This window comes from Candidatus Methanoperedens nitratireducens, assembly GCF_000685155.1.
GTDB classification, from domain to species: Archaea; Halobacteriota; Methanosarcinia; order Methanosarcinales; family Methanoperedenaceae; genus Methanoperedens; species Methanoperedens nitratireducens.
Map to the genome: position 1 here is coordinate 40421 of NZ_JMIY01000007.1, position 13479 is coordinate 53899.

A 13479-nucleotide genomic window follows, 5' to 3' on the forward strand; every position below is an offset into this window, starting at 1 on the left:
TGTTGTCATTACCCCACATTACCCTACATTGTAATTCTTCTACTTTTCGGATAGGCTCTTAGCTAGAACAACAGACCGCATTCTCGCATCATCAAGCCCTCTGTGCATATTTTCATATTGACCAAGTAAACTTGCATTAGTTTCTGTAAACAGCCCGTCTGGACCAAAACCTATATTAGCCGGAGCCTGTCCGTCCTGGAAGAAAATCAATCTTTCGTGCCCGTGAGACTATATTATCTCTCTTTGCCTCGGGTGTTTTGGCTGCTATCCCGATTCTTTCGTTCATCCTGTATCTCCTGGATATCTTATCCTTTACCATCTTTCTCACTGGCAGCATCCTCTTCTATGATATCGGTAATGTCGTTAATTGATGGAGCCACGAGTCCCTGGCCTTTTGTGGGCATCCGGCGGTGAATGGTGCCGGTTACGCGAACCATTTTCCCGTCAAACCGCGTCCGCTCTTTAAGAGGACGCTTTGCCTCGTCAGTATTATATGATTCCATATATACCCTGGTACCGTCTTTAAGAGAGATAATTGCGTATTCCGCAGGTGGTGTCCCCTTATTAACCGCTTTTGTCGGCATCGGGACTGCCTGGTACCGGCCGTAGACCACCACATGCTGACCGTCATATGCCTCTATTTCAGATCGGTCTGTCACTGCCTTCTGTTTATCGTAGTTCTGTGTTTGAGGCATACTGATCATCTCAACTCGAATAAGCTATTAAGAATCCATCCGGTTTTTCCCATATGTGCTCCTGATGTCACCTCTACCTTGCGCCAGTTCACTCCCTTCCTGATAACCTTTAATTCAGTATCTTTAGGAAGCCTGGCGATTAAAGTAGAGCCGGGGTTGGCTGGATCGCCAACGAAATGAACCCCTTCTGAGCTTGTCTTTCCCAGCAATAACTTCTCAGGCTGGGTCACCATGGTGGTATATTTATCACCGTGTCCGTATGCGCCGTGGACATTATGAAAAGACTGTCCCTTTGAATATGGCCCATACATCCAGAAGAACCATGAAGAGGCATTCCTTCCAGGGCCCGGATAATTTTCCAGGGTTACATAATCCGGGTCACCCGTCAGGATGACCCCGGCAAAATGAAAGTTCCAGTCATCCGGTGAGGTTGGTGTCCACCCGGGCATATCAGATTCTGTATTAATAGCAATTCCCTGTCCTACCTGTGGCTTTGCATATTTATTGATTCCGTATTTCTTATCAAACTTATCTTTTTTTGAAGCTGAGAGGTCGTCATATTTCTTTAGCGCCTCGGCACGGGTCAATCCTGCTCCAAATTCTCTCTTGAATATCTCCTCAGACCATCTATCAGGTGTGGTGTAGGGATTCCCGTGATAAAGCTGGCCTGCGGTATAACTTTCAACTCCCTTTGTCTTGGTTACCGCAACAAATTTATCCGCACCACCAGGTATTCCCATTACCTGCCTGGCAGTTGTTCCGCAATCTGCCGTTAAGCCCGCGTGCCCGCCCCCAACCCTGTTCTCGACCTCTACTTCTTTCAAAGTAATCGTTGCACCGGCTCCTTTCCTTTTTGGAGCCTTACCAGAGATCGTATCTGCTCCTTCGATCAATTTAATTTTAGAATCCTGAGACTTAAGAATACCTTCTGCTGTCTTGATCTTATCCGGCGTACTCCATGCCCTGTTTGCCCTACCGTGGCTCAGGTTCTTAACTGCCATGGTGCCATCATCAGAGACCATGAGAGGGTCATTTGATGGATCAACCCAGCCCAGTGAACCTCCGGCAATCTGGGACGCTGAATCATAATCAGTGTAGCGCTGGATGCGCTGTGCGCCAGAAGAAACTGCATCTTTGTTCATGTTATCATATCCCCCTTGCTGTACCACATGCGTAAGCTCATGCGCCAGCAATCGCTTTCCTCCTGCGGTCTGCGGAGCATACTGTCCCCTCCCGAACACCACATCCCGTCCCACCGTAAACGCCCGCGCATTCACCATCCGCGCCGAGTCTGCTGCCTGCGCATCAGTATGAATCCTCACCCCGCTGAAGTCGTAACCGAAGTGCGGCTCATAAATAGCACGGACAGATTCGGGCAAAGGCTGGCCGCCACCCCTGATTGCCTGGATACGAGATTCAATATTATAAGTGGTATCTAAGGTTGTATCATCCATCTTCTTTGCCTGGAGATATTCTTCCTCTTCTTCCTCTGCAGGCTGTTTTCTGAGTATATCTTCCTCTTCTTCGACCGGTTGCTTCTGTAATTTCTCTTCATCCTCTATCGGCTGTTTTCGCAATTCATTCTCTTCACACTCCTGGCACTGCCGCTGGATATGTATTTTATCTCCAGGTCTGCTTACGGCACACGGCTCCGGCATCCGCATCACGGAATCCGCCATCCTGTCCGCCTCCTGCTCATATTTATCACCGGGCTGACCGATTCGAAGCTTGGCCTGAAGAGTCCCTGATTTGATAAGCCTCTGAACTGCCTGGTTGCCGAAGGTTCTTTGAAGTAACAGAACGCGATCAACAGGCGACGTTATGGATTGAGAGAGACCATGTTTTCGTTTCTTAGAGGCTGAGATCTTTTTTTTTGCCTCAGTTGTTCGTATAGTTAATATAGCTTTTTTACCCATCTCTTATCTCCTTTCTTTTTTTACTTTTATTGTTAACTCTAAGAATTTTATCTGCTATAAGAGCACCGCTATCAAGATGTTTTTTCTTCGCAGGCATTTGTTGGTTACGATTCAGATCTGGCTTGAGGAGCTGAATTTTGACTCTTTGCCTCAGGCTTCTTATCTGCTAGAACATCCTGGGATACCAATGTACTATGAATGCACGACCACTATATGGTAAAGGACAAGTCGGGCTGCAATTTGTCCTATCCCCAGCAGGTTGGGCTGCCGCAGGCCATCCTCGATAGCCAGAGCGCGCCCAATTCTGTGAAGGTATAAAATTGGCAACGGGAGTTGCCAATCCTGTGAAACCTGTGCCTTTATACTTATTAATCAAGTCTAACATCTCGCTTTCTGTAAAATCAGAAGCTTTGGCGGAGCCAATGGAGGCAAAGTGTGCGTGACACAATTTGCACATAACACCGAAGATGACATAGTTGGCTGATCCAGCGTAGTGGCAGTCAGGACCGACTTTAACAGAGGAACCACAGCGCGGAGTTGCACGTGCCGAGGCACAGCTCGGGCGGTATGTAAGAATCCATGCGTTATTGTGCAAATCAACGATATCCCAGGCGAATCCACCAGTTAATAAAGACGTCAAATTGTTGCAGACATCGGTCTTTTCGCTCGGTGACCATCCAGCAAACGTTGTCTTAGTTTTGCTCACTGCATTACTAATTTGCGTTGTGACATCTGGGCCGCAAACAAATAGAGGCGACGGTGTTGGCGGTAACGGTATGGGTGTCGGCGGTGGAGGAGGTGGTGTCGTTCCACCGCTTCCCATGGCCTCAAGTCGAGGCCATGTCTTGTCCCCTATTTTCCCGTCAGAATTGAGACCGCCATCACAGAGTTGGAACATGACCGTTGCTCGTTTGGTATCATCACCGAACCAGCAATCAACCTTCAACCTTGTCGGCAAGCTCTGACGCTCTGCCTCAATGCGCTGGGGATTCCCAGCACAGCCAATCTGATCTCCTGTGCCGGTTTTCGTGTTGTCGTATCTGCGCAGAAATTCGTTCAACAATCTTTGCGCGTGCCCCACGGCCGGCCGTTTTGACCGTAAGTTTTCATCCACCCCTCGTTGGCGTGCCTCTAGGTAATGGTAGATGAGAGGCTGTCCTGGTTCCTGATTGGCCGGCCCTCGAGTTCCGCATTCATCTGCCTGACGCTGAAGACCAAGCGCTTGAAGCCGACCAGTCACCTGTGGCAAACCCACCGTGCACGTTTCTATCATGCGCATCGTCTGCAAATCGGCTTCGCGTTCCAGTTGTGTCTCACCAGGCTGCTCCATCAGCCCCAGGCGTTGTATTCCACTAGCTGCTCCACTTTGTTGCATCACGTGAGTCAGCTCGTGGGCAATCAGGCGTTTCCCGGCAGTTTTGTCAGGTGCATACTGCCCTGCTCCGAAAACGATGTCGCGGCCGACCGTATACGCCAGCGCGTTCACCGCACTCGCCGACTCAGCCGCCTTCGCATCCACATGCACCCTCGTCTGGCTGAAGTCGTGCCCGAAGCGCGGTTCGAAGAAATCACGCACGGATTCAGGCAGTGGTTGACCGCCGCCTCTGATAGAATTGATATCTGCATCTAAACCCGGCGTTATTTCAGGAATCAATCCCGGAACTTCTTTAGGCTGCAGTACTTCTTCCTTTTCCGACAGGCGGTGATCTGTACATTTCGGACACGCGCGCTGGACAGGATTATCCGAGCCCTTTCCAGAAACTTCCGTGTTTTCAGAGACCTTTGTCTCTGCCATACTCATCACCTGTTCCGCCACCCTGTCAGCCTCCTGCTCGTAGATGTCGCCGGGCGCGCCTATCCTGAGCCTGGCCTGCAGCGCCCCGGATTTCATGAGCCTCTGTACAGCCCTGTTACCGATGGTTCTCTGGAGGAACAGGATGCGCTCAACGGGTGAGCCTGTTGATGGAGAGTGCTCAGCCTTTTGCGTGCGGGAAGCTGAAATCTCTTTCTTTGCTTCAGTAGTTTTGGCAGCAAGTGCTCTCTCAGTCAATTGGAATCTCCTCTATAGTATTAATGTAATGTCCACTAATCTCATGGGATAATCAGAAATCTCACCTTAAAGTCGGCTATGAACTACAGTTCATAGATAACAATGAAAAAGACGATTAACAACGAACTCAAAACGAACTTAAACGAACTCATCAACCCGAGTTCGTATCGAGTTCGTACCAGTTCGTTGTTTATATTATCTGAACCACATCGAGTCTAAGATGCGATATAATTGAACTTTTTCATACCAGAGCGCAAAGTTTTCCCTATTAAAATAAATATTTATTATTTTTGTGGAGAATTCAACTCTTCCCTGGCTATATCTCCAGGCGGCCTTACATATTGGATTAATCCCTGGCTATGAAGCCAATCTATTAATTGAAGCAGGGACAATGTTCCGATATCGGACGCACGAACATGTAGAACATTCGGGTTATGGCTTCTTAATGCTTGATTTATATCTTCTGTAATTTCGTCTATTAATCCTGGAATTGGAAAACTATCCAATCTACGTGTTATATTGGCTAACAATCCATTAAGATTCTGATTCCAGGATATAGAGGATAAAATACCTCCAATTACGTTTAAATGCCTGATGGACCTTGAGGGCAAGCCCTGGAATCTCCAATTTATTGGATCAACGGTAGCCCTCGCAGATAGAATTCCTGACACTATTACCTGCCCCAATGCATCAGTAATTGAGCCTGCAATATTACCAGCGGTTTGTACAACTCTGATAGCTCCTGCAATGGCCTGGGTAATATCGTATACTCTTGAGGTTATAAAAGCGTCAGGACCGGCATACAATATGCCCCCTGTATCCCGTAGAGTATGGGATACAGGGCTGTCATCTGAATCATACTGGTTAGGAGTACCTCTGCAACCGGCATAAGGGTGATTCTGGTCAACCAGGGTTCCCGAATGGTCATAAAAACATTCATTTTGCGGATCATCTGGTGTTGGAATACGATTTTCAAGAATTCCTCTGAACCCGCAGTGGAATACATTTGGATTGCCATGATATCTTTGCCAGCCCGAAGGAACAGGATCAGGCCAGCTTGGAGGACATGCCTGTATTCTTTGAATAGTAGGATTAGTTGTACTCTGCTGTATCACATGCGTCAGCTCATGTGCCAGCAAACGCTTACCTGCGCTTGTCTGGGGCTGGTACTGACCCGCTCCAAAAACTATATCTTTGCCAACAGTATAAGCCAAAGCATTGATAGAGCCTGCTGATTCCTCTGCCTTTTGACCCAAATGCACTCTCACCCCGCTGAAGTCGTAACCGAAACGCGGCTCAAAATAAGCTCGCACAGGTTCAGGCAAAGGCTGGCCGATCCTGAGATTTGCCTGCAATTTTCCTGATTGGATCAATCTCTGAACAACTTGATTGCCAGCAGTTTGTTGGATAAATAAGATGCGGTCAGCAGGAGAATTTACATTTGGCTGAGATATTCTGGTCCTTCGTACCTGAGAACACGATTTTTCTCGTTTTGCTTGAGGTCTTTCGGCATGTAGACTTATCAAATTTCCCAGATTTTATCACCTTTCTATTTTTTATTACAAATCATTCAACTGATATCCAGTACAAGCTTCGCCCACGGATCTGCATTAAAGAGGGATCTGGTTGTGCCACCAGGACAATCAGATCCGCTGCAATACCCGAAATCGAAATTACAACCATACTTGTGCACCCATTCATGGATGAGACCCATAGATCTCATTCTATTATTCATTGCGAAGTAAACCGGGTCACATACCCTTATATCTGTAAAAGGTACGCACCAAGCAGACCAACCATATCTATTTGGCACATTACATATGCCACAATCGGATTTTTGACATTGATATCCTGCCAGTGGCGCTAATACCCTCAGATACCTCAAGTTTAAATTAATCCAGGTAGCAAATGCATTACTGGATGCCTTGAATCGTCTTTCTAGAGCGTCTTTTACATCGGCTGGACTCGTACCATCATATGAGGCCAGTTTGGAAATAGCTGTATCAAGCATATTTAGAGCTCTGTCATGGTCGGAATCAACAATTGTTTCCCAATCACTCCGGCATGGATCACAGGATGGCATAACAGTATTTGGTGATGTTTTGAGCTTTACTTTCATGTTTACGTCTCTATCCGGGTCTGAAAACTGCAGTTCAGGCATCCGCATCACCTGCTCGGCTACCCTGTCAGCCTCCTGCTCGTAGATGTCGCCGGGCGCGCCTATCCTGAGTTTGGCCTGCAAAGCGCCCGATTTGATCAGCTTCGAAACCACCTGGTTGCCGATGGTTCTCTGAAGGAACAGGATGCGCTCAACCTGGGAGCCTGCCGATTGAGAGTGCTCAGCCTTTTGCACGCGGGAAGCTGAAATATCCCTCTTTATATCAGTAGTTTTGGCAGTAAGTGCTCTTTCAGCCATCTGGAATCTCCTTTAAAAGCTCGTTGTTTATTACTTTCAGACTATACGCACCAGGCTCCAACGACATGGCTGTAATCAAGACCGGGATGACTGCGGCTTGCCCGGCATGGACTACAGATCGGCCCATTTCCAGCAGCATCCTCTCGCCGTGAGTCTGTGCTTCCAGGCTTATGCGACCATCCTTTATCCGCATCCTTCCTGTACCAGTGGAAGTCCCAGGAACTGCTGCCCACCGAGGACATTGCACCAGTGGTCACAGCGATGATTTTCCGTTGAGAACCACTGCAGCAGCTCAAGCAACCTGGCGAAAGGGCTGAGCCAAGATCTGCTTCTAATTGACTGCGTACACCAGCAGGCGTATAGTAGTTGCTCAATAGATGGGCTCTCGCTGCCGCCAGTCCTCCTAATGCAGTAATTGCTGCGGCATCTCCTCTTAAGGCTCTAAATTCTACGGTGTTCGCCCTCTGTCCTGGCTGCAGGAATCCACTGGCAGGGCTGCTCAATGCATAAGCATAGCAGTTGTAGCCCGGGTTACTGATAGTCGCGTAACCCGGTGCAGTGCCCGCTCTGCATGTCCAGGAGCAGTTACCAGTGGCCGGGCCACTTACCGCTCTTAAAACTCTGCTCTCGCCATCGGGAAGATGCGTAATCTTATCGCAGGACCTGCTGACATCTGCAGCTTTAAATGAAAACAGCCCGCCCGGATTATCTATCTCTTTGCGGGCGATGGTTGTTTCTTCTTCTCCAACTATCCATTCCGGGATCAATGCCGATTGACCAGAACGCGGTTCCAGGAAGCCATCTTCTCTGTCTCCTCCAGCCTTACGCATCAGGCGCTGCCCCTGACCCTGCTGCAACACATGCGTCAATTCGTGTGCCATAAGTCTCTTACCATCCGTTGTCTCTGGCGCGTATTCCCCTGCACCAAACACAATATTGCTACCCATAGTAAATGCCCGAGCATTTAAAGAACGCGCTACTGCTGAAGCCTGAGAATCTGTACGGATTCGAACCCGACTGAAATCATAACCAAATCTGGGCTCAAAGAACTCAGTTAAGGATCCTGGTAAAGGTTGGCCGTTGTCCCGCATGGAGCTCAGGATCGCTTCATCATCTGATGTTACCGAGAGCTTCTGGTCAGGTTGTTCTTTTGCTTCGATCACTTCCTCCTCTTCATCTTCGACAGTTTGCATCTGCAATTCTTCACATTCGGGACATTTTCTCTGGATATGCGGTACTTCACTGGATAACCCTGCTTGCCCAGGATTACGCATGACAGCCTCTGCTACCCTATCCGCCTCTTGTTCATGTTTATCTCCAGGCTGACTTATCATGAACTTAGCGTGCAGAGCACCTGACATGATTAACCTCTGGACAGCCTGATTCCCGATAGTTTTTTGAAGAAGCAATATGCGTTCGGTCGGAGAATTTGTTGAACGCATGATTTTATTTTTTTGTTTTTCAAGTGTAAAATTTTTCTTTGCTTCAGTTTTCCGAGCATGAAGCACGGCTATTTTTCCCATATAATATCACCTTTAGTACAGCTCTTTCACCCATCTGTTATCATACACCCTTGTCCGTCTCACTGAACCGCAATGGATTTCTCTTCACCTCTACCTTCAAGCTGCCCTGTGTCATTTGGTTCTTGCTTGATATCTCTGGCTAATTCCTCCTCCAGCACCTGGATAGCACCGCTGATGCGCAGCAAGGTATTCCTCAGTTGCATCTGCTTTGCCTCCAGATCAGCCAGCGCTCTCTGGCCGGAATCGAACTCGTCTCTGAGTTCCTTAAGACGCTGTTCAAGCTGTTGTTTCATCAGTTTCAACATCCTTAATTTTTATATAGATTTTGCGCGACTATATTAATGAATACTTCTCATCTGATAACAGGGATTGGACCGGTACGGATTGGATCGATAGGTATTGGTTCGATAGGTATTGGCTTGATAGGTATTGGTTCGATAGGTATTGGTTCAATAGGTATTGGCTTTAATATAATCTCTTTTTTAGCCAGGAAAGTAATACCATCTAAAGAAAACCATCCATTATTTCCACCGGAAGCAACTACCTTCCCGTCGGGTAATATATCGCATCTACCTATAGCATTAGGATTTGTTTGAACAGGCTGTAGCTCCCGATACTCTGGACGATACCCTTTAGGTAAGGTAAAAATAGACGTACCGATTCCCCCCATCTTTACCATTCCTCTTAAGTGGACGATCCCATTTTTATCACGGAAGTAACCCGGGGGATTGTAAATCGCATCATATTTCTGCCAGCCATTCTCTAAAGCAGGGGCAATCCAGCTCTCCTGAATTATTTCTCCGCTTATCACCATATTTCCATTAATCTCCAATCTTTCAGAGGGTGTCGTCGTTCCGATTCCGACTTTCCCATCTCTTGTAATATTGAAGACATCACCTGCTCCTGCAGTCCATAAACTCAATCGCCCGCCCGGACGATTCGTAATTTCTACACGATTGTTCAATCCTTCGTTTGTTGATAATCTCAAGTAGGCCTGGCTTCCAGTAGATTCGAACAACCCCACTGCATCAGGTGCCAGAACATGGAATTTATGACTGGGAGCTGCTGTCCCGATTCCGACATTGCCAGCATCCGAGATTTCAAATCTTGCAAGGTTCAGCAGTTTATCTGTATTATCATAAACTTGAGTGATTCTAAAGCCTGTATTCTGTAATTCCTGTATTTTCCAGCGGTGAAATCCATTTCTTCTGAGTGAGATATCAGAATCTTCTATTACATGATCCCCGCCTACCTGATGGAATCTGAATCCCGGACTCAGCGTTCCGATGCCCACATTGCCTTTGTTATAATAGATCCCGCCTGGAGCGTCTGACCACTGGCCTGCTCCAGTGCTGATACCGGTTAATTTTGATCCATCGCCTACGAACACTGTAGCTTTAACTGTGCCGGTAATCTCTAATCTTTCAGAGGGCGTCGTCGTCCCGATACCGATGTTGCCATCATATGTGGCCACGATACGGTCCTGGAATCCTAACGATGAACCTTGCCATACTCTAATGCGAAAATTATTGCCATCATGCCCTGCTCTCCAGCTTTTTCCTCCAGTCTGAACAAAAAGGATTTCTGGCCAGGTTCCGCTTTCGACTAAAAGACCGCCATCAGACATACCCGTTTTAACATGCAGCTTCCATGTAGGGTTCGCCGTCCCTATGCCAACGCTACCTTTATCGTAATAAATACTCCCTGCCGGAGTAACAGCATCAGACCATTTGCTTGCGCTAATACCGGTTAACTTTGATCCATCGCCTACGAACGCTGTAGCTTTAACTGTGCCGTTAACCTCTAATTTCGCGTTTGGACTAGGCGTTCCGATGCCGACATTGCCAGCATCCGAGATCTCAAATCTTGCAAGGTTCAGCAGTTTATCTGCATTATCATGAACCTGAGTGATTCTAAAGCCTGTATTCTGTAATTCCTGTATTTTCCAGCGATGCAATCCATTTCTTCTGAGTGAGATATCAGAATCTTCTATTACATGATCCCCGCCTACCTGATGGAATCTGAATCCTGGAGCCTGTGTCCCAATGCCGATGTTGCCTTTGTTGTAATAGATCCCGCCTGGAGCATCTGACCACCGGCTTGTGTTAATACCGGTCAACTTCGAGCCATCGCCCGCAAATGCTGTTGCCTTAACTGTGCCGTTAATCTCTAATCTTTCAGAGGGCGTTGTCGTACCGATGCCCACGTTTCCTTCTACACTGAGCGCTCCTGTAAAATTGGTTATGCCTGAATTGATCTGAATCCCATTCAGGCTGCCAGATCTCATGCCTTCAATATAAGGCAGGTTGGAAGAATCTTTTTCATTGGGGAGCGTCAACCTGCCGTAAGCCCCTGCATAAGTACGCAGCGGTATGTTGCCTTCGCTGTATACAATACTATCCACTATTTTACCAGTATTGTCTGCATTATCTTTTAAAACTACCTTTGCAAGTATGATCTTTTCTTCTCCACCTGGTTTATCGCCATGCTCTATAAGTGCACTCTCTGACCAGTGTATCTTTTTATCTCCCCCTTTTTCCTCTACAACATCACTCTCTTCCTGGTGATAGGAGATGTAAATATATTCATAATTACTGGTAGAACTGGAAAGATTCACATCAGTATCTTTTGTAAGTACGATCTCCTGGCTTACATCCTCTTCGTAAATTCCATCGTAACTTTTAGCTTTGACTCTATCTAGCGCCATTCCTTCTTTGATGGTCACTGTGGTCGGGTCTTTTTTTGCAACATCAAGACCCCATACAATCCCCCAGCCGTGGAGATGCCGATTATGAAGACGGCGCATCCTGATATGGTAATTCTGTTCCAGGTTGAACTCTTCCTGCTTCAGGAACAGACCATCAAAATATCTCATTCTCTTAACTTTTTTTGGATCAATCTCTACCATTTATATTTACCTCCTAGATTTTTTCGTTAAATACCGTTTTTTATAAATTCTCAAGCATTATTTTTCCGATAATCGGCCGCCAAGCAGTGTATCCACACCCACAGTGGAATGATAGGCTATCTGCATGGTTGGAACCTGGATTATCAGCATATAATATGTGTGGGCAGGTTTTTCCTGGTTGATTATGTCAATAATAGCTCTCCTCTTTTTATCAAGAAGTACAGGATCAGGTATGGGCAGTTCCATATATACCTGGAAGTAATATGGCCGTCCATCTCCGATCAGAGAATTAACCCCGACTGTTGAAGCAACTCCTACCTGGAACGGGTCAAGGAATTCATATATAGATATCTTTACATCCTCACCAACGTAGATTCTGATGTACTCCTTCATCCCCTCCAGTGTTCCTCGCTTCTGGTACAATGGGATGATCCTGGCTATAAGATCGCGTTTCTTCCTTGAATTATTTGAATTCCAGTCTTTCTCCTCTTTCAGGGTAAGAGCCATCCATCCTGCCAGCCATGAAAGAAACTCTGGCGGGGTTTCACCCGGGTCAAAGTAATCATGAATCTGATCCAGTATCTCCTCAATTCCTTTTCTTTTCACTATTTCATCTGGAAATGCCTTTACTAGAATGTCTATATCGTAGATCGACTTAGCGACCTGGTTGTTTAACTCCCCAGCTAAAGCACTCACAAGAGCTTCAGAAGGTGAGCTTAGACTGTTATGTTCGTTCAGCAGTTGCTGCGTCTCCTCCGAAAACTGGGACAAAATATCCTTGTTATCAAGCAGTTTGATTACCAGGCTTGCTGGATCTTTGATATCAACTCCGGGCAGTGAATAATATGAAAGAATATTTTCAAATGCTTTCAGGAAATTTCCTAAAAAAGGATCATCTTCAGTCTGGTAAACCTCTGGAAGGTACTGAAGAAACTTACTTCTATTTTCTTTATTACTCATTATTCACCTTCTCTATGCTTAAATCGGGCAATGATAATGATACTAACTGATGTTCTTTTATCTCTAATGTTGCATCATCACTCATCCAGATCCCTGCTACATGGTCAACACCAGTGATCCTTTCTACAAGATGGTAAAGCTCAGAGCGGTAGACCCTTCTCCCCAGCGGCCACCCGATGCCCTCTGGCCCTCCTGTGGTCGGGTTAAAATATTCATGTATCCTCTTTTTAACCTCTAGCAGCACTGAGCTCTCATTTGTATTCTCTTTAAGAGCTATTCTTACCTTAAGGCGAATATCATTATAAAAAGGGGATACGACATGCACCCTGGTTGTAATCAGTCTTCTGGCATCCAGGAATGTCTTGACCTCTTTCTTCAACAGGGTGGTCGGTTTGCCTTCATCTTCGCAATATTTGGAATCTTTCATCGATCTGGGGATAATGATAACAGATACATGCCCTGGTTTTACAAGATCCGCCTTGCCGTATTCCAGATCACGGTTATTCACACAAATCGCCCTTCCTGCCATGCCTTTTTGCAATTTCTCCATACAGATCAGGGCCTTTTCTTCAAAGTCTTTTGAGGTTATTACCCTGTACCTTGATCCTACATAACCCATGACAGCTTCCCTGATTTCTGTTACACTATTCTTTTTTCCATCTTCGACACTATTCTTTTCATCTTCGATATCCTTCAGCAGACTCAGAAGCTTTCTATATTCGGTGTCAAGATCCGGGGAATTTAATAGTCTGTTCAGATCCTCCTTCTCCTGTACCCCTGCTATGAGCTTTAAGAAGTTGATATAGGACTCCTCAGGCACCCGATTAATACGGTAAATGATCATTTCCCCGAGCCAGGAGAATAGCTCAAGCAGGGTTATCCCTGGATCGGAAGGATTATAGTTTGTCCATTCCCTGTCATAACGCGGAATAAGTGACCTGACATCTTTCATCAGATCATCAAAGCTTCTATCATCCAGATTCGGTATCGGTAAAGACATTTATAACTCCT

The 13479-nt window shown here is 46.4% G+C and carries 10 protein-coding genes; all 10 read right to left on the reverse strand.

Annotated features, from left to right (window positions below):
* Window positions 1-305: 305 nt before the first annotated feature.
* Complete coding sequence (locus ANME2D_RS12180) at window positions 306-695, reverse strand: hypothetical protein (RefSeq protein ID WP_048092207.1); 390 nt, start codon at window positions 693-695, stop codon at window positions 306-308.
* A gap of 5 nt (window positions 696-700) precedes the next feature.
* Entirely contained in the window at window positions 701-2611 is a 1911-nt protein-coding gene (locus tag ANME2D_RS17020; protein WP_052368904.1) for an eCIS core domain-containing protein, read from the reverse strand.
* 166 nt (window positions 2612-2777) lie between these two features.
* The gene (locus tag ANME2D_RS17025) at window positions 2778-4661 is read right to left on the reverse strand and encodes an eCIS core domain-containing protein (protein WP_052368905.1); all 1884 of its coding nucleotides are present in this window, start codon (window positions 4659-4661) and stop codon (window positions 2778-2780) included.
* Window positions 4662-4945: 284 nt separating this feature from the next.
* A complete protein-coding gene (locus ANME2D_RS17030; protein WP_052368906.1) occupies window positions 4946-6016 on the reverse strand; it encodes an eCIS core domain-containing protein in 1071 nt (356 codons plus the stop codon).
* Between the two features lie 215 nt (window positions 6017-6231).
* The gene (locus tag ANME2D_RS18470; protein WP_048092209.1) at window positions 6232-7077 is read right to left on the reverse strand and encodes a hypothetical protein; all 846 of its coding nucleotides are present in this window, start codon (window positions 7075-7077) and stop codon (window positions 6232-6234) included.
* A 41-nt stretch (window positions 7078-7118) separates the two neighbouring features.
* Complete coding sequence (locus ANME2D_RS17035; RefSeq protein WP_052368907.1) at window positions 7119-8600, reverse strand: eCIS core domain-containing protein; 1482 nt, start codon at window positions 8598-8600, stop codon at window positions 7119-7121.
* Window positions 8601-8659: 59 nt separating this feature from the next.
* Window positions 8660-8893: a hypothetical protein gene (locus ANME2D_RS12210; RefSeq protein ID WP_048092211.1), complete on the reverse strand. Its 234-nt coding sequence runs from the start codon at window positions 8891-8893 to the stop codon at window positions 8660-8662.
* Window positions 8894-8952: 59 nt separating this feature from the next.
* Window positions 8953-11508 carry a hypothetical protein gene (locus tag ANME2D_RS12215; RefSeq protein WP_048092214.1) on the reverse strand — a complete coding sequence of 852 codons (2556 nt, stop codon included), beginning with the start codon at window positions 11506-11508 and terminating at the stop codon, window positions 8953-8955.
* 57 nt (window positions 11509-11565) lie between these two features.
* Window positions 11566-12468: a phage tail protein gene (locus ANME2D_RS12220; protein WP_048092216.1), complete on the reverse strand. Its 903-nt coding sequence runs from the start codon at window positions 12466-12468 to the stop codon at window positions 11566-11568.
* Window positions 12461-13468 carry a baseplate J/gp47 family protein gene (locus ANME2D_RS12225; RefSeq protein ID WP_052368908.1) on the reverse strand — a complete coding sequence of 336 codons (1008 nt, stop codon included), beginning with the start codon at window positions 13466-13468 and terminating at the stop codon, window positions 12461-12463. Before ANME2D_RS12225 ends, ANME2D_RS12220 begins: the two co-directional genes overlap by 8 nt.
* Window positions 13469-13479: the final 11 nt, after the last annotated feature.

Coding starts and splice junctions, on each gene's coding strand:
- ANME2D_RS12180 (WP_048092207.1), bottom strand. CDS start 695: ATGCCTCAAACACAGAACTACGATAAACAGAAGGCAGTGACAGACCGA.
- ANME2D_RS17020 (WP_052368904.1), bottom strand. CDS start 2,611: ATGGGTAAAAAAGCTATATTAACTATACGAACAACTGAGGCAAAAAAA.
- ANME2D_RS18470 (WP_048092209.1), bottom strand. CDS start 7,077: ATGGCTGAAAGAGCACTTACTGCCAAAACTACTGATATAAAGAGGGAT.
- ANME2D_RS17035 (WP_052368907.1), bottom strand. CDS start 8,600: ATGGGAAAAATAGCCGTGCTTCATGCTCGGAAAACTGAAGCAAAGAAA.
- ANME2D_RS12210 (WP_048092211.1), bottom strand. CDS start 8,893: ATGAAACAACAGCTTGAACAGCGTCTTAAGGAACTCAGAGACGAGTTC.
- ANME2D_RS12215 (WP_048092214.1), bottom strand. CDS start 11,508: ATGGTAGAGATTGATCCAAAAAAAGTTAAGAGAATGAGATATTTTGAT.
- ANME2D_RS12220 (WP_048092216.1), bottom strand. CDS start 12,468: ATGAGTAATAAAGAAAATAGAAGTAAGTTTCTTCAGTACCTTCCAGAG.
- ANME2D_RS12225 (WP_052368908.1), bottom strand. CDS start 13,468: ATGTCTTTACCGATACCGAATCTGGATGATAGAAGCTTTGATGATCTG.